Source organism: Ruegeria sp. AK4 (genome assembly GCF_056541025.1).
Map to the genome: position 1 here is coordinate 20,543 of NZ_JBQFXS010000016.1, position 17,314 is coordinate 37,856.

The window sequence follows — 17,314 nt, forward strand, 5'->3', positions numbered from 1 at the left end:
TCCGGGGCAGGAACACCGGTATGACCATTCTTTCGCTCAAAAACGTCTCGAAAAGCTTCGGCGCGCTGACCGTTACGGACGATGTCAGCTTTGACGTCGAACAGGGACAAGCGCTGGGGATCATCGGCCCCAATGGTGCCGGGAAGTCGACGTTGTTCAACCTGATAACGGGCAACCTGACCTCTGACACCGGATCGGTTCATTTCGACGGCCAGGACGTGACCCGCGTGCCGCCGATGCAGCGATGCTTGTCGGGGATCGGGCGCTCGTTCCAGATCCCTCAGCCCTTCGATCATCTGACGGTGTTCGAAAACCTGCTGGTGGCCGCGACGCATGGGCAGAACAAATCCGAACATGAGGTCGAACAGGCTTGCGCCCGTATCCTTGCGCAAACGGAATTGATGGATGTGGCCAATGACCCGGCCGGTGGGTTGCGGTTGCTGCAACGCAAACGGCTGGAACTGGCGCGCGCCATGGCAACCAACCCTAAGCTGCTGCTTCTGGATGAAATCGCAGGCGGCCTGACTGACGCGGAATGCACTGCCCTGATCAACACGATCAAGGGGCTGCATAGCAGCGGCGTCACGATCATCTGGATCGAGCACGTCCTGCATGCGCTCACCTCGGTCGTCGAACGGCTGCTGGTTCTGGATTTCGGCAAGGTGATCGGCCTCGGCGACCCGGACGAGATCATGAACAGCCGGGAAGTCAAGGAAATCTATCTGGGGATCGAAGTCTGATGAGCCTGCTGGAGACCCATTCACTGACCGCCCATTACGGAGATTTCCAAGCCCTGTTTGGTGTGGATATCCGTCTGGAACAGGGCGAGACGGTTGCCATCATCGGTGCGAACGGGGCGGGGAAATCCACCCTGATGCGGTCTATCTCGGGGGTCCTGACCAACGGTTCGGATCAGGTTCGTTTCGACGGTCAGCCCATCGGAGACCTGCCCGCGGACGAGATCATGTCACGCGGTGTCGCCATGGTGCCGGAAGGCCGCAAGCTGTTCCCCTCGCTCAGTGTCGAGGAAAACCTGCTGATCGGCACCTATGGGCGCAAGGTGTCAGGCCATTGGTCTTTGCAAGCAATCTACGACCTGTTCCCAATCCTGAAAGAACGCCGAAACCATCCGGGCACCGCCCTGTCCGGCGGGCAGCAGCAGATGGTGGCCATCGGCCGCGCCCTGATGAGCAACCCGCGCGTGCTGCTGTGTGACGAAATCTGTCTTGGACTGGCCCCGGTGGTCATCAAGGACATCTACGACGCAGTGCCTCGCATTCAAAAGGCCGGGGCCAGCCTGATCGTGGTGGAACAGGATACCGGTCAGGCGCTCAAGGTGGCCGACCGCGTCTATTGCATGATGGAAGGCCGCGTCACGTTGGAGGGCACCGCAGACACGCTCAGCCGCGAAGCCATTCACGATGCCTATTTCGGAGGAGCCGCCGCATGATCTGGATCGACACCATCATTCAGGGCATTCTTCTGGGCGGGCTTTATGCGCTGTTCGCCGCAGGGCTGAGCCTTGTGTTCGGGATCATGCGGCTGGTCAATCTGGCGCATGGCGACCTGATCGTCTTTGCCACTTACCTGATACTGCTGCTGGTCTCGCTGCTTGGGCTGTCCCCGTTTCTGGCCGCGATCATCGCCGCACCCATCATGTTCGGTGTGGGCTGGGCGTTGCAAAAGCACGTTCTGAACCGGGTGCTTGGGCCTGATATCCTGCCGCCCTTGCTGGTGACGTTCGGCCTGTCGGTTGTGTTGCAGAACGCCCTGCTCGAAGGGTTCTCGGCCGACAGCCAACGTCTGCCTGCGGGTGATGTCGCGACGGCGTCGGTACAGATGGGTGGGCTGAACCTCGGAGTTCTGCCACTGCTCACCTTTGCCTCGGCAATCCTTGTGATCGTCGGTCTGAACCAGTTGTTTTATCGCACGGAATTGGGGCGGGCGTTCCGCGCAACCTCTGATGATGCGGTGACTGCCGGGTTGATGGGCATCCGCCCCGAACGCATCTTTGCCACGGCGACCGCAATCGCCATGCTGGTTGTGACGCTGGCGGCGCTCTACCTGGGCATGCGCGCAAACTTCGATCCCAATATCGGACCCGCGCGTCTGATCTACGCATTCGAGGCCGTGATTATTGGTGGCCTCGGCAGCCTTTGGGGCACGCTGATCGGCGGCATCATCATCGGTGTCGCGCAGACCTTGGGCGCTGCAATCAACCCCGAATGGCAAATCCTGACCGGTCATCTGGCCTTTCTCATCGTGCTTCTGATCAAACCCAGAGGCCTGTTTCCAAGGGCGGTGGACTGATGGCTGATACCTCAATGTACCGTGTTCAGACACAGACCCGCGCCTCCTACAGCGCCGGAGCCATCTGCGTCGCTCTGATCATCCTGTTCGTCCTGCTGCCGACCTTTGCCAGCCGGGGATTGATCCAGGACCTGTTCTTCATCTTCACGATGCTGGTTCTGGCGCAGTTCTGGAACCTGCTGGCAGGTTATGGCGGGCTTGTTTCCGTCGGGCAGCAAGCCTTTGTGGGTATGGGCGCTTATGCCATGTTCGGCGGCGTCATCCTGTGGGGCATGGACCCGGTTCCCGCGATCCTGCTGGGCGGCGTCGCGGCCTTGGTCGTTGCCATACCGACCGCTTTCTTCGCCTTTCGCCTGCAAGGGGCCTATTTCGCCATCGGCACTTGGGTCATCGCCGAGGTCATGCGCCTGCTGGTGGCGCAGTGGAAAGTTCTGGGCGGCGGCACCGGAACCTCTTTGCCCCGCACGGCAACGCGCGAGATGTGGGCGACCGAATGGATCCAGACCACGTTTGACGTTCGCGGCGCAGCAGCGCGGGATATCCTGACCTACTGGCTGGCTCTGGCGCTGGTGATCGCGACCATCGCAGGCATCTATTGGTTGCTCAGAACCAAACGCGGGCTGGCACTGGCTGCGGTGCGCGACAATGTCGAGGCAGCCAAGTCCGTCGGCGTCGATGCGGTGCGGATGAAATGGCTGGTCTACCTTGTCTCAGCCGCCGGAACCGGGCTGACCGGTGCGCTGATCTACGTTCAGAAGCTGCGGATATCACCCGATGCCGCATTCTCGGTCACCGACTGGACGGCCTATGTGATCTTCATCGTCGTGATCGGAGGCATCGGCACCATCGAAGGCCCGATCCTGGGCGTGCTGATCTTCTTCATCCTGCAAAGCCTGCTGGCCGATTACGGCTCCTGGTACCTCATGGTGCTCGGGCTGATCGGGATCGCCGTCATGCTTTTTGCCCCACGCGGCCTGTGGGGGCTGATCTCGGAAAAAACCGGGCTGCAAATATTCCCTGTGCGCCGTCGTCTGGTGATTGGCGCGCAATCGAACAAGGAGGATTGATCCATGAAAGCACTCACGTTGACAGCGGCGGTTGCTGCGCTGGGAACGGGCGCATTTGCCGAAAGCACCCTACCAGGAATGACAGGCACAGACCACGTGGGTTTTACAGTTCCGAGTGTCGATGAGGCCGTTACCTTCTTTCAGGACGTCATCGGCTGCAATGTGTTCTATCCGCTAGGTCCGTTCTCGGGCGGCGACAGCACCTGGATGGCGGATCATCTGAACGTGGACGCCAAGGCCGAGATCCCGACGATGCGGCTGGTGCGCTGCGGCAATGGCGCCAACTTCGAAATCTTCGAATACACCGCGCCGGATCAGGACACGATACTGCCGCGCAACTCGGATATCGGCGGGCATCACATCGCCTTTTACACCACAGATATGGACGGCGCCGTCGGCTATCTGCGCGATCACGGCATTCAGGTTCTTGGCAATCCGACCACCATGACCGACGGGCCAAGCGCCGGGGAAACCTGGGTCTATTTCCTAGCCCCTTGGGGGATGCAGCTTGAACTGGTCAGCTATCCGGACGGCAAAGCCTATGAGACCGACTATGACGGCCGCCTGTGGGACCCACGGTCCTGAGAAACGCAAAAGAACAAGGGAGCGAGACTATGGCCACCATCACAACGGATGTTCTGATCATCGGGACCGGACCGGCGGGCTCGGCAACGGCAGCTTTGCTGTCCAGCTATGGCGTCGAGAACATGGTCATCAACCGCTATCGCTGGCTGGCCAATACGCCACGGGCGCATATCACCAACCAGCGCACGATGGAGGTGCTGCGCGACCTCGGTCACGAGGTCGAGGCCGAAGCTTACATGCACGCCGCGCACCAGGATCTGATGGGCGAGAACGTGTTCTGCGAAAGCCTGTCTGGTGAGGAAATCGGACGCATGAAAAGCTGGGGCAATCACCCCTTGTCCAAGGCCGAACATCTGCTGTCCAGCCCGACCATGATGAATGATTTGCCGCAGACCTTCATGGAGCCCATTCTGTTCGGCACCGCCTGCCGCCGTGGCACCCAGGCGCGGATGAGCACGGAGTATTTGCGCCATGAACAGGACGCGGACGGCGTGACAACGACCTGCCTTGATCGCCTGTCAGGCGAAGAAATCACGATCCGGTCTAAATATCTGGTCGGCGCGGATGGGGGAAATTCTCTGGTCGCCGAACATGCCGGTTTGCCCTTCGAGGGTCAGATGGGCGTGGGCGGGTCGATGAACATCCTGTTCCGCGCGGATCTCAGCAAATACGTCGCGCATCGACCGTCTGTCCTCTATTGGGTGATGCAGCCCGGTGCGGATGTCGGCGGCATCGGCATGGGCCTTGTCCGCATGGTCCGCCCGTGGAACGAATGGCTGATCGTCTGGGGCTATGACATCAACCAGCCCGCCCCCGAAGTTGACGAGGCGATGGCCACGCAGGTCGCGCGCCAGCTGGTTGGCGACCCCGGGCTTGAGATCGAATTGATCAGCGCCAATACCTGGACCGTCAACAACATGTACGCCACCCACATGCAGAAAGACCGCGTGTTCATCATGGGCGACGCCGCGCACCGCCATCCGCCGTCCAATGGGCTTGGGTCGAACACGTCGATCCAGGACAGCTTCAACCTCGCCTGGAAGCTGGCAGCCGTGCTGAAAGGCCACGCCGGAGAGAGTTTGCTGGACAGCTACAGCGAAGAACGCGCGCCGGTCGCCAAGCAGATCGTCACCCGCGCCAACCAGTCCATCGGCGAATTTGGACCCATCTTTGAATCGCTTGGCATGGCCGAAGGCGTCGACCCGCAGGTCATGCAAAGCAATCTGGAAGCCCGCACGGGTTCAACGCCCGAAGCAGCAGCTCAACGCAAGGCAATCCGCGAGGCGATTGCTTTCAAGAAATATGAGTTCGACGCGCATGGTGTGGAAATGAACCAGCGCTATGACTCCGGCGCGATTGAAACGGATGGCCAGCCCAATCCCGGTTTCGATCAGGATGCCGAACTGCACTATCAGCCGACAACATGGCCGGGCGCGCGTATTCCACATGTGTGGGTGTTCGACCACGACACCGGCAACAAGTTTTCAACGCTGGATCTTTGCGGTCGTGGCGCGTTCACGATCCTCACGGGGATCGGCGGCGAAGCGTGGGTTGATGCGGCCGAAACCGTATCGCGGGAACTCAGAATGCCCATTCGCTGCCACGTCATCGGCCCGCGCCAGACATATGTCGATCACACAGGCGACTGGGCACGGGCGTCCGAGATTTCGGATACCGGCTGTTTGCTGGTCCGCCCCGACCAGCACGTCGCCTGGCGCTTAGCCGGTTTGGCGGCGGATGCCGAAGCCGAACTGCGGCGGGCTCTGACCACAATCCTTTCGCGATAAGCGGAAACGGATCAGGCTTAATAAGGTTTGGAGGTCACAATGGACTCGCATGAAAAGGGATACTTCACCGAGGAAAACTCGGCCGAGGTTGTCACGGCACGCAACAAGAACGCAGAAAGCGAACGGCTGAAAGAGGTGATGGAGGTCATCACCCGCAAGCTCCACGAAGCAGTGAAAGAAATCGAGCCAACGCAAAAGGAATGGTTTGAAGCGATCATGTTTCTGACCAGGGTGGGGCATATGTGCGATGACTGGCGGCAGGAATATATTCTGCTGTCCGACGTTCTGGGCGTGTCGATGTTGGTGGATGCAGTGAACTCTCGCCGCCCGACCGGAGCCTCCGAGAACACCGTGCTGGGGCCGTTCCATGTCGGCGATGCGCCTGAATACGCAATGGGCCACAACATTTGCCTCGATCAAAAAGGCGAAGACCTGGTTGTTCGTGGACGCGTAACAGACGTTGACGGCAATCCGCTCGAAGGCGTCAAGATCGACGTCTGGCAGGCAAACGACGAAGGGTTTTACGACGTTCAGCAAAAGGGCATCCAACCCGACTTTAACCTGCGCGGCGTTTTTCGAACCGGGCCGGATGGGAAATACTGGTTCCGGGCTGTCAGGCCCAAACATTATTCAATTCCTGCCGATGGCCCGGTCGGCGATCTGCTGAACCGATTGGGGCGTCATCCGTTTCGTCCGGCTCATTTGCACTACATTGTGTCAAAGGAAGGGTATGACGAACTGACAACCCACATTTTCGACCCCGAGGACAAGTACCTTCATTCGGATTCCGTGTTTGGTGTCAAAGAAAGCCTGATCGCCGAGTTCAACCGCATCGATGACCCTGCACGGTCCGAAGAAGTCGGTTTTGATGGCCCCTATTGGGATGTCGAATTCGATTTCGTTCTGGCACCCAATGAGGCCTGAAATGGCGGAACCATGCATCATTTGCGTCGCGATCACCGGGTCCTTGCCCACAAAGGCCAATAACCCAGCGGTGCCCATAACGGTCGGGGAACAAATCGAAAGCACGCACGCAGCGTTCGAAGCAGGCGCTGCGATCTGCCACGCCCATGTGCGCAACGATGATGGGACGCCATCCAGCGATCCGGAGAAGTTTGCAAGGTTGAAAGAGGGGCTCGAGAAACATTGCCCCGGTATGATCATCCAGTTTTCGACCGGCGGTCGCTCCGGGGCGGGCAAGACCCGCGGCGGCATGCTGCCATTGCGGCCGGACATGGCCTCGCTCTCGGTGGGGTCGAACAACTTTCCAACGCGCGTCTACGAAAACCCGCCTGATCTGGTCGAGTGGCTGGCGGCTGAAATGGTGACCTATGGCGTCAAGCCAGAGGTAGAAGCCTTTGATCTGAGTCACATCCTGAAGGCGGCCGAGATGCACAGGAGCGGGCAGATCAAAGATACGCCCTATGTGCAGCTTGTAATGGGTGTCAAAAACGCGATGCCGGCAGATCGCGAGGTTTTCGATTTCTATGTCAGGACGGTCAACAGATTGTTCCCCAGCGCGCCGTGGTGCGCTGCCGGGATCGGACCGAAGCAGATCGTCCTGAACGAATGGGCCATTTCTGCCGGAGGGCACGCCCGAACGGGTCTGGAAGATAACGTCCGCCTGGACAAAAGCACCTTGGCCCCCTCAAACGCGGCTCTTGTCGCGCGTACGGTCGATGTCTGTGCAAGGTATGGCCGCCCCGTTGCGACACCCGCGCAAGCCAGAGAGATGCTCGGTTTGGCCCCGGCCCAGAGCTAGAACGCCGTAGAAACGGAACGCACCGGATTCCGGGCGAAAGATGCTTTGGGTGGCGCTGCGCTGCAGGACGCGCTTAGGGAAGCGGAAATTGTTCACGTTGCAGATGCCTGAACAAAAGCACTCCGTAACTGCCAGACTTTGGGATAGGTTATTATCAAGCGGTGGACCAAAGAGGACTGCAATTGACCCTTTTTATCAACGGGGTAGGAGCAAGTCAGACCTTCTCAGCTTGCACGTGGCAACACTGACTTTCAGTGTCCTCGTGTCTGACGTTTGCGTCCAGATCGATTTCTTCTTTCCTGAATGTTTGGGTCTTGATCAACCTGCGACAAAAGCGAGACCCTTTGGGATCAAACACCTGATCGACGCACATTTGGCTGGATTTCGGTCCAACGCCTGATACCTTGCCCCCGCATCGGTTTATTAGGTGCAACACCTCTGCACCCAAAATCTATTGGAGCGCGCTATTGGTAATTCCGTTTCACGTTCGGGAAATGCTTCAACGCATAAAAGCACGGTTTGACGCCGATCAGATACCCCGGCAGATGGCGCCAAGCGACGCAGAGTTTTCAACGCTACGCCCGTCCCGCAAGCCGACCAAAGAGATGGTCATACGCTTCTGGGACAAGTTGAAACCAACAGCCAGTGACGAGGATCAAGCACGGATCGCAGACCTGGCAACCATTGAAGACGCCGAAATCTATGGCACCAATATCGAGAACTTCATTGGGACCGTTAAGCTGCCTGTCGGGGTCATAGGCCCCTTGCGCCTGAACGGGATGAACGCAAACGGCGATTTTCATGTTCCCCTCGCCACGACCGAGGCTGCACTGGTCGCCTCCTACGCCCGGGGCGCGTACGCCGCCACCCGGTCGGGCGGAATAAGCACAGCTGTGTTGTACGAAGGTGTTTTGCGGACGCCGGCGTTTGTGTTCGAAAGCCTGCTGAAGGCCGGGCAGTTCGTGGACTGGGTTGTCACGCATGTCGACATGCTCCAATCTGCCGCCGAAGCAACGACCCGTCATGGCAAGCTCGTGTCGCTGGAGCCGTTCATTGACACCAACGTCGTTTTCCTGATTTGCCGCTATACGACGGGGGATGCGGCGGGTCAGAACATGGTGACAATCGCCACCGACGCCTTGTGCCAAGCAATCGCCGATAACTGCCCTGTGACGATCGAGAACTGGTATGTCGAAGGCAATTTCTCGGGCGACAAAAAGGCCTCGGCACTGGGGCTGGTGACGGGGCGCGGGCGCAAGGTCAGCGCCTCGGTCACGCTTCCGGCCGAGATTGTCGAAAAGACGCTGGGCACAACGGTCGGGGCGATGCTGGACTATGGGCGCATCGCCAATCTGGGGGCGCATCTGTCCGGCCAGTTCGGAGCGCAGGCGCATTACGCCAACGGGCTTGCGGCGTTCTACATCGCAACGGGACAGGACGCGGCCTGCGTTGCCGAAAGCGCGATGGGGGTCACGCGAATGGAACCGAGGGGGGACGACCTTTTCTGCTCGGTGACGCTTCCGAATATCCTGGTCGGCTCGGTCGGTGGCGGCACGGGGTTGCCAAGTCAGGCTGCGGCGCTGAACATCCTTGGCCTCAGGGGCAGCGGGTGTGGCACGGCTTTGGCCGAGGTTGCCACGGCCACATGCCTGTGCGGAGAAATCTCCATCGTTGCAGCAATTGCAGCGGGCCATTTCACCCGTGCCCATGAAAGTCTGGCCCGCCAAAGATGAGTTTTCTGAACCGACTCTGGATTTACCAATCCGAGCGATTTCCGCTGAAAAAGACCGTACCCCTGCTGCTTGTCTTTTCCGCCGCCAGCATCTGCGTTTCCGCGCGTTTGGCGGATCGCCCCTTGCCGGATTGGCCCGCATTTGCCGCAGGGTTTGTGCTGGCGATGGCGCTGTTCTTCCAGATGCGGGTCTGTGACGAGTTCAAGGATGCCGAGGATGACAGACGTTACCGCCCCGAAAGACCGATCCCGCGCGGATTGGTCTCAGCGGGCGAAATTCTGAGCCTGGGACTGCTGACCGTCCCTTTGGCAATTGCTGCCGCCTGGCTCTGGCACCCGTCGGTCTTGTGGCTGCTGGGCGTGGTCTGGATCTGGCTGGCGGCGATGACGGTGGAATTCGGCGTCCCGGCCTGGCTGAAGGCGCGACCGGTTCTGTATTTACTGAGTCATATGGCCATCATGCCCCTGATTGATCTGTTGTTGACCGGTCTCGAATGGCTGCCGGCGGGTGGGGCTGCGCCCTCTTTGTGGCTGTTCCTGGCGTTGTCCTTTGTGAATGGCTGCGTGCTTGAGATCGGGCGCAAACTTTGGGCCCCGGAAAATGAAATCGACGGGGTCGATACCTATTCGGCTCTCTGGGGTCCGCGTCAGGCAGGGCGTGTCTGGATCGGCGGTGTTCTGCTGTCCTACGCGCTGCTTGTCGGCACCGGCAGCGCCACCGGAGTTGGCTGGCAAAGCGCCCTGATCGGAGCATTGGCCTTGGGCCCCTGCGGGCTTGCCGCGTATCGTTATATTCAATCGCCGACGGCAAAAGCCCAAGACAGGATGGACACGGTGGCCGGGTTATGGGTGTTTTTCTGCTATGCCACGGCTGGATTCCTGCCGTTCCTGACAGGAGCCCTTGCATGACTTTCATCATCGCCCAAACGGATGCCGAAGATGTTTCAGTTGTCGGAGGCAAAGCAGCGGCCCTGTCATATCTTGCCCGACATGGGTTCGCCCCACCTGCTTTTTTTGTCATCACCAATGACGCGTTTCGCATGGGGCAATCCGGACCCATCGCCCAAAAAGGTCTGAGATCGGCTGTGACCGATGCGCTTGAAACGCTGGGGCCCGGGCCTTATGCGGTGCGCAGCTCTGGCCGGGCCGAAGATGGCGTAGACCATAGCCATGCGGGACAGTTCGATTCCGCCCTGAACGTTCCGGGCAATACTGTTATCGCGGCAGCCAAGCAGGTCTGGCAATCCGGGTTCTCGGACACAGTCGAAACCTACCGGGCAATCAAATCCGCGGGCGGGGCCGAGGCCCCGGCGATCATCGTGCAGCGCATGATCGATGCGAAATCAGCAGGTGTTGCTTTCTCCGCCGATCCGGTCAGCGGTCGGCGAAACGTGGTTGTGATCTCGGCCATCAACGGGCTGGCAGACCAACTTGTTTCAGGCGAGGTTGATGGAGAGGATTGGGTCATCGGCTCGGATGGCACACCGGAAAGCGCTCCGGATATACCAGCGCATTTGGATTTGAGCGAAGCCCAATCCATCGCGGCCTTGGCACACAAGGCCGAAGCGCTGTTCGGGACCCCTCAGGACATCGAATGGGCCATTGATGCGCAGGGGCTTCATATTCTGCAAGCCCGACCAATCACAACGGCCCTGCGCCCGGTTGCCTTGGACGACAAGACGCTCACCATTTTCGACAACTCCAACATCGTCGAAAGCTATCCGGGTGTCGTCAGCCCCCTGACCTATTCCTTTGCTCTGCATGTGTATTCTCAGGTTTACCGTGCGTTCGTCAGGCTGTTGGGTGTGTCTGAACGTACCGTCGTCCAGAACCCGACCGTATTCGACAATTTGCTCGGGCGGGTGGATGGTCGTGTGTATTACAATCTGATCAATTGGTACCGCGCTTTGGCCATGTTGCCGGGCTTCTCGTTGAACCGTGATTACATGGAAACGATGATGGGCGTTTCCGAACCGATGCCACGTGACGTCACGGACGCCCTTGCGCCGCCCCCTTCGGTCGGCTGGCGCAGGGCCGTGGAATACGCGAAACTGGTCAAGGTTGCGGGTGGCCTGATCTGGCAGGCCATCCGTCTGCCGCGGACCCGGCGCGCCTTTTACCACCGGCTGAACGGCGTCCTGCGGGCGGGGCTGGATGTCGACGCTTCCAACGCGACCGAACTGGCCGCCGAATATCGCCGCATCGAAAGCACTCTGCTGGATCAATGGGACGCCCCGTTGATCAACGATTTCCTGTGCATGATCGCGTTTGGCGGTTCGCGCAACCTGCTGCAAAAGTGGCTGGGTGAGGACGGCCTGATCTTGCACAATGACCTCATGATCGGTCAGGGCGACATCGTTTCGGCCGAACCTGCCCGACGCATTGCCCGGATGGGTGAATTGGTCCGACAGGCGGGTCTTGCCGAGGCGTTGAAGGCCAAGCCGCATGTGTCGGTTCTGTCTGACCATCCGCAGATCGAAGCCGAGATAGGCGCATATCTTGAGAAATTCGGCGATCGCTGCACCGAAGAGCTTAAACTGGAAAGCATCCCGTTGCGCGACGATCCGACCAGCCTGTTGCTGGCCGTTGCCGCCAGCGCCGAACGTCCCCCGTCCGGGCGTCAGGAAAGCGCCGAACCGGACTGGAAGGCGCTGTTTCCGGCAAACCCTTTGAAACGGCTTGTGGCTAAGTGGATTTTGGGCTGGACCAAAGCGCGTGTACGCGACCGCGAAAACCTGCGTTTTGAACGCACGCGTATCTTCGGTTATGCGCGGCGTGTGTTTTTGGGCATCGGTCGGGAATTTACCGCACTCGGTTTGATCGAAGCCCAAAGGGATGTGTTTTTCCTGACCACGCACGAAATTCTCGGAGCCGTCGAGGGCTTTAGCCTGTCGCCTGATCTGAAAAGCATCGTTGCGCAGCGGAAACAAGAAGATGAAGCCTCGTCCCGACGCCCCGACCCGCCGGAGCGGATTGAAATCCGGGGCCCCGCCATCGCGCCGATCTGGTCCGAGGCCGCTGAGCTTGCGGCGGATACAACCCGGGTGAAGCACGGCACGGGCTGTTCTGCAGGACAGGTCACTGCACGGGCACGTGTGATCCGAGACCCGCGCAGCGAAGCCCTGAACCCCGGAAACATCCTGGTCGCGCGCCACACCGACCCGGGCTGGATCGCCGTATTCTCAAACGCATCCGCCATCGTTGTCGAGCGGGGATCGCTGTTGTCCCACTCGGCCATTGTCGCGCGGGAACTGGGTATTCCCTGCGTCGTCGGCCTGAAGGGGGCCACAAACTGGATCGAAGATGGCGAAATGCTGTTTGTCGATGGCGCTGGCGGCACGGTAGAACGGTGCGATGCGTAGCAGCGAGATTGAGACTAAAGCGGATTTCGACCATATCCGATACGCGCAGTTGTGGGAGGACGCGGATGTCCTCACCTCGGCCATGGGCGATTGTGCGGGAAAGACATTGGTGTCCATCTGCTCGGCGGGGGATAACGCGCTGGCCATGCTGACACTCGATCCCGCGCGCATCGTGGTGCTGGACTTGTCGCCCGCCCAGATCGCCTGCCTCAAACTCAGGATCGCGGCCTACAAAGTGCTGTCGCAGCCCGAGTTCATCGAACTCACCGGCTCGCGCCCTAGTACCCGACGGGGTGCATTGCTGATCCGGGTGATGGATGCGACAGATGCCGAAACGCGCGTCTTCTGGCAAACACTGACCCCGGAAGTCGAAAGATACGGCATCGGCGGCGTCGGCAAGTTCGAGCGCTATTTTCGCATCTTTCGAACATGGCTGTTGCCGCTGGTGCATTCGCGCAGAACCATTGACGCGGTGTTCACCCCGCGCAACCCCCAAGCACGCCAGACCTTTTTCGACACGCGGTTCAACACAACCCGTTGGCGGCTTTTGCTGAACATCTTCTTCTCTCGCTTCGTCATGGGGCGCATGGGGCGGGACAGTGCGTTCTTCGACCATGTCGAGGGCAGCCCGGCCCAGCATGTCGCCCGCCGCATTCATCACGCGGGGGTTTCGACCGATCCATCGCAAAACCCCTATCTGCACTGGATTCTCAAGGGCGACCACGGCGATGCGCTGCCGATGGCGTGGCGTCCCGAGCATTACGACACGATCCGATCCCGGCTGGATCGTCTGGATATCCGCCCTGGGTCGCTCGAGGCTTTTGTGTCGACCGGTGAGAAAGCCAGTGGATTCAACCTGTCCGACATCTTCGAGTACATGTCCCCCGAAACCTTCCCGCAGGTCTACGGCTCGATCCTGACCGCCGCAGAACCCTGCGCCCGGCTGGTCTATTGGAACATGATGGCGCCCCGGCGGGTCCCGCCGGAATACAAGGACAAGGTAGAAACCCTGACCGGCATCGAAACACAGCTGAAAACCCGCGACAAGGCGTTTTTCTACTCGGATTTCGTTGTCGAAGAGGTTCAGCCATGACCGTTCTTGGACAAATCTTGCTGGCGGCGGGGTCGGTTTTGGCTTTGATCGGCGTCATGATGGTCATCCGCAATCTGGCCAAAACGGCGGGTCTGAGTGCCGAGGTGCAGCGCAAGCTGATGCATGTCAGCACGGGCCTCTTTGCACTGCTGCTGCCCTGGCTTTTTCCCGACCGCTGGCCGGTTTACATGCTGATCACCGCCACAATGCTGGTGATGCTTGTGCTGCGCCTGCCGCGTTTTTCATCCGGTCTGGGCGCGACTTTGCACGGCGTGGACCGTACGTCCTACGGTGATTTTCTGCTTGCCCTGTCGGTCGGGCTTTGTTTCCTGCTGGCCGGGGACAATACGCTTTTCTACATCCTGCCAATCGCCGTTCTGACACTGGCGGATGCGGCGGCAGCGCTGGCCGGAACCGCCTATGGCACACGGCGTTTCACGGTCGAAGACGGTGAAAAGAGCGTTGAAGGCTCGGTTGTTTTCTTCGTGATGACCCTGTTGATCGCGATCATCTGTTTTCTGTTCATGTCAGACCTGCCGCCCGCAAACACCCTTGTGCTTTGCGTCATGGTCGCGGCCTTCGGAACCCTGGTCGAGGCGCAAAGCTGGCGCGGCTTTGACAACCTGTTCCTGCCCCTAGGCCTGCTTATTTTTTTGAGCGTACATTCCGACAGCACGCTGATTGAACTGGCGATTATCGCGGTTGTCTTTTTGACCGCGATTGCCAGTTTCAGCACCCTCGGTGCAAAGCTGGGTCTGACCAAACATGCCACCCGCGTCTATGTCATCACCGCGTTTCTGCTGTTGTCGGTCACCGCGCTTCAGAATGCCGTCCTGCCCATTCTGGTGCTGGCGACACATCTTTGGGCACGCGTCGAGAACCCTTGTGACGCCAAGTATCCCGATCTGGATATCGTTGCCTCTCTGGGACTGTTCAGCTTTGGCTGGCTGGCGATTGGTAATGCCACCGGATCGAACGCCGTGTCCTTTTATGGCCTGTCTGCAATGGGGCTTGCGATGGGGTTCAGTGTTCTTGCATTGCGGGGAAAACTGCCTGCAATCCTGGCGGTGGCGGCAGCACTTTTCGTGATCAGGCACTTTGTCGTTGCCCTCAACCCTGCCCCATCGAACTGGGCCGAGCCGCTGACGGTTCTGGCCCTGCTTTCACTGCTGTGCACAGCCGCGGTGCCGCTGGCCCGGCCACGCTGGTTCGGAAAAGACCGGGTTCTCAGGCTGACTCTGTTGGCCCTCGCCCTGCCCTTGCTTTACTATGTTTGGATGGTTGCCGGATCGCTTGGTGCGGGGTTCTTTGCCGGAGTCGTTTCATGACCAGAGAGACCATCAAAACAGCGGATGCAAAGCTGACCGTATATCTGAATGGCCCAAACTGGGATGGTGTTCCCGCCGCAACTTTCGGTGATTTTTCCTGCAAAACGCCCGAAGCCGGTGCCGAAATCCTGCTTCAAGGGATTGAGAGGGTCAGGAACGCGGGCCTCGACCGCATTATTGGACCGATGTCGGGCGATACCTGGCACAGCTATCGATTTGTCTCGAACAGCGACGGGTCCGCGCCGTTCCTGATGGAGCCCACCAACAAACCTCATGAGCTTAAGGTGTTCCGGTCGGCAGGCTTTGCCGAGATCAGCCGGTATTTCTCGGCCCGGGTGCCGCTGCAGGCCGCCGCCGGATCACCACCCCCGGAAACCGATGGCTTTGTGGTGGAAGAATGGGATGGAACAGACCCCGAGGCCCTGTTCCGTCAGGTATTCGCGCTTTCAACCCAAGCATTCTCAAACAACGCGTTCTACAAGCCGATTTCCGAGGCGGATTTTCTGGCCATGTACATGCCGGTTGTGCCGATGATGAAGCGCGATCTGATCCTGTTTGCGCGCCGCCGTGGCGGGACTTTGGCCGGGTTTCTGTTTGGCATTCCCAACTATGCCGAAGGCCCCAACCCGACATCCGCAATCCTCAAGACCTATGCAAGTCTGGAACCAGGTGCCGGGCGGCATCTGGCTCACAGGTTTCACAAGGCTGCGTTCGGTTTGGGATACGATACCGCCATTCATGCGCTGATCCATGATGACAACACCTCGGCCCAGCGCAGTGCGGCGGAAGGCGCGACGATATTCCGGCGCTACACCCTGCTTGGGCGGAAGCTGGATGGCTGACCTGCTGTCCCATTTCGCTGCCACGGTTGAGCGGGTTCCGGACCGGATCGCCATTGTGGATGGCAAGGGCCGCCAGATCAGATTTCAAACCCTGCACACGCGCGTTCAGCATCTGGCAGGCCGGTGGCAGGACAAGGGCATCCGGTCAGGTGATCGCGTGCTGTTGGCCATGCCCGTCAACGCAGACCTGTATGCCAGTCTGGCGGCCCTGTGGTCCCTTGGCGCTACGGTCGTTCTGCCCGAACCGGCCATGGGGCTGGACGGTCTGCGCCATGCCGCCCGCACCACCAAGCCAAAGGCATTCTGTGCGGCAGGCGCGTATTCCTTGCTGAAGGTTCTGGTTCCGGACCTTTGGCCCCTAACCCTGCTGACGCCCGGACAAAGCCGCAGCAACCCGCCATCACCCAGCGTTCGGCCGGATGACATCGCGCTCATTTCCTTCACGTCCGGGACGACGGGCCAGCCCAAGGCCATCCCACGCTCCCACGCGTTCCTGACGGCTCAGCACGACGCCATCGCGCCCCTCTTGGACAGTGACAGGGCCGAGCGCGATCTGGTTGCCTTTCCGGTGTTCACGCTGATCAATCTGGCAGCCGGGCGCACAAGCGTTTTACCCAACTGGAGGCTCAGCAAGCTGGACCGCCTGTCGCCCGCGCAGTTGGAACGCTGGCTTCGGACGCAACAGATCAGCCGGGCCCTGATCCCGCCATCGCTATGTGACAAGCTGGTACAGTCCCACGACACCGGGTCGTTGCACACGGTGTTCACCGGCGGCGGCCCGGTGTTTCCGGACTTGGTGGAGGCATTGAAAACCCGGCACAGACTTTCCGTCGTGTGCGTCTATGGATCGACCGAAGCAGAACCGATTGCCCATCTCGATGCCAGGGACATTTCAGAAGAGGATCGCCACCAAATGGCTGGTGGCAAAGGCCTTCTGGTGGGGTACCCGGTGCCCGAGGTCACGCTCCGCATTTGCGACAATGAGGTTCAGGTCGCCGGTGCGCATGTGAATGACCGGTATTTGGACCCGGCCCACTCAGAGAAAAACAAAATCAAGGAGGGGGGTGTCATTTGGCACCGGACCGGTGACGCCGGTACGCTGGATGATGACGGACGATTGTGGTTGTGGGGGCGGGTCGGGTCTGAAATTGAAGTTGTTTCAGGTACGCTGTTCCCCTTTGCGATCGAAGTCGCTGCGCAGTATTGGCCGGGCGTGGATCGGTGCGCGCTTGTCAAAACCAAGGCTGGCCCGGCGCTTTGCGTTCAGGGCCACCCGGATCACTTCGGGGATTGGAGTAAATCTGCGCTTGGATTTGGCGTTTCTAATGTGATTTCGATAGATAGGATTCCTATGGACAAGCGCCATGCCTCTAAAGTCGATCGGGCGAAACTTGAATGTATCATAAAGACTTAACGCAGTCCGGCTCAAAGGTTTCTGAGCCTTCC

15 protein-coding genes are annotated in these 17,314 nt (G+C 59.7%); all 15 read left to right on the forward strand.

Annotated elements, in window-relative coordinates:
• Positions 1-20: 20 nt before the first annotated feature.
• The 15 genes from ACR0EZ_RS20195 to ACR0EZ_RS20265 all read left to right on the forward strand — a co-directional run bounded on the left by ACR0EZ_RS20195 (position 21) and on the right by ACR0EZ_RS20265 (position 17,282).
• Positions 21-740 (forward strand): ABC transporter ATP-binding protein, encoded by a 720-nt coding sequence (locus ACR0EZ_RS20195; RefSeq protein ID WP_480616483.1) that lies wholly within the window; start codon positions 21-23, stop codon positions 738-740.
• The gene (locus ACR0EZ_RS20200; protein ID WP_480616484.1) at positions 740-1,450 is read left to right on the forward strand and encodes an ABC transporter ATP-binding protein; all 711 of its coding nucleotides are present in this window, start codon (positions 740-742) and stop codon (positions 1,448-1,450) included. The genes ACR0EZ_RS20195 and ACR0EZ_RS20200 overlap by 1 nt, the downstream gene beginning before the upstream one ends.
• Positions 1,447-2,310 (forward strand): branched-chain amino acid ABC transporter permease, encoded by an 864-nt coding sequence (locus ACR0EZ_RS20205; RefSeq protein WP_480616485.1) that lies wholly within the window; start codon positions 1,447-1,449, stop codon positions 2,308-2,310. The genes ACR0EZ_RS20200 and ACR0EZ_RS20205 overlap by 4 nt, the downstream gene beginning before the upstream one ends.
• A complete protein-coding gene (locus tag ACR0EZ_RS20210) occupies positions 2,310-3,377 on the forward strand; it encodes a branched-chain amino acid ABC transporter permease (RefSeq protein WP_480616486.1) in 1,068 nt (355 codons plus the stop codon). The genes ACR0EZ_RS20205 and ACR0EZ_RS20210 overlap by 1 nt, the downstream gene beginning before the upstream one ends.
• 3 nt (positions 3,378-3,380) lie before the next feature.
• A complete protein-coding gene (locus ACR0EZ_RS20215; RefSeq protein ID WP_480616487.1) occupies positions 3,381-3,962 on the forward strand; it encodes a VOC family protein in 582 nt (193 codons plus the stop codon).
• Positions 3,963-3,991: 29 nt separating this feature from the next.
• A complete protein-coding gene (locus ACR0EZ_RS20220; protein WP_480616488.1) occupies positions 3,992-5,749 on the forward strand; it encodes an FAD-dependent oxidoreductase in 1,758 nt (585 codons plus the stop codon).
• Positions 5,750-5,788: 39 nt separating this feature from the next.
• Positions 5,789-6,673, forward strand: a complete 885-nt coding sequence (locus ACR0EZ_RS20225) for an intradiol ring-cleavage dioxygenase (RefSeq protein ID WP_480616489.1) — start codon at positions 5,789-5,791, stop codon at positions 6,671-6,673.
• Position 6,674: 1 nt separating this feature from the next.
• Positions 6,675-7,511 carry a 3-oxoadipate:acetyl-CoA acetyltransferase gene (locus ACR0EZ_RS20230; RefSeq protein ID WP_480616490.1) on the forward strand — a complete coding sequence of 279 codons (837 nt, stop codon included), beginning with the start codon at positions 6,675-6,677 and terminating at the stop codon, positions 7,509-7,511.
• Positions 7,512-8,056: 545 nt separating this feature from the next.
• Positions 8,057-9,244: a hydroxymethylglutaryl-CoA reductase gene (locus tag ACR0EZ_RS20235; RefSeq protein ID WP_480616491.1), complete on the forward strand. Its 1,188-nt coding sequence runs from the start codon at positions 8,057-8,059 to the stop codon at positions 9,242-9,244.
• Complete coding sequence (locus ACR0EZ_RS20240; RefSeq protein WP_480616492.1) at positions 9,241-10,152, forward strand: UbiA family prenyltransferase; 912 nt, start codon at positions 9,241-9,243, stop codon at positions 10,150-10,152. The genes ACR0EZ_RS20235 and ACR0EZ_RS20240 overlap by 4 nt, the downstream gene beginning before the upstream one ends.
• Positions 10,149-12,605 carry a PEP/pyruvate-binding domain-containing protein gene (locus ACR0EZ_RS20245; RefSeq protein ID WP_480616493.1) on the forward strand — a complete coding sequence of 819 codons (2,457 nt, stop codon included), beginning with the start codon at positions 10,149-10,151 and terminating at the stop codon, positions 12,603-12,605. Before ACR0EZ_RS20240 ends, ACR0EZ_RS20245 begins: the two co-directional genes overlap by 4 nt.
• Positions 12,598-13,698 carry a BtaA family protein gene (locus tag ACR0EZ_RS20250; protein WP_480616494.1) on the forward strand — a complete coding sequence of 367 codons (1,101 nt, stop codon included), beginning with the start codon at positions 12,598-12,600 and terminating at the stop codon, positions 13,696-13,698. Before ACR0EZ_RS20245 ends, ACR0EZ_RS20250 begins: the two co-directional genes overlap by 8 nt.
• The gene (locus ACR0EZ_RS20255; RefSeq protein ID WP_480616495.1) at positions 13,695-15,026 is read left to right on the forward strand and encodes a hypothetical protein; all 1,332 of its coding nucleotides are present in this window, start codon (positions 13,695-13,697) and stop codon (positions 15,024-15,026) included. Before ACR0EZ_RS20250 ends, ACR0EZ_RS20255 begins: the two co-directional genes overlap by 4 nt.
• Positions 15,023-15,868, forward strand: a complete 846-nt coding sequence (locus ACR0EZ_RS20260; RefSeq protein WP_480616496.1) for a hypothetical protein — start codon at positions 15,023-15,025, stop codon at positions 15,866-15,868. Before ACR0EZ_RS20255 ends, ACR0EZ_RS20260 begins: the two co-directional genes overlap by 4 nt.
• Complete coding sequence (locus ACR0EZ_RS20265; protein ID WP_480616497.1) at positions 15,861-17,282, forward strand: AMP-binding protein; 1,422 nt, start codon at positions 15,861-15,863, stop codon at positions 17,280-17,282. Before ACR0EZ_RS20260 ends, ACR0EZ_RS20265 begins: the two co-directional genes overlap by 8 nt.
• The last annotated feature ends 32 nt before the right edge of the window (positions 17,283-17,314 follow it).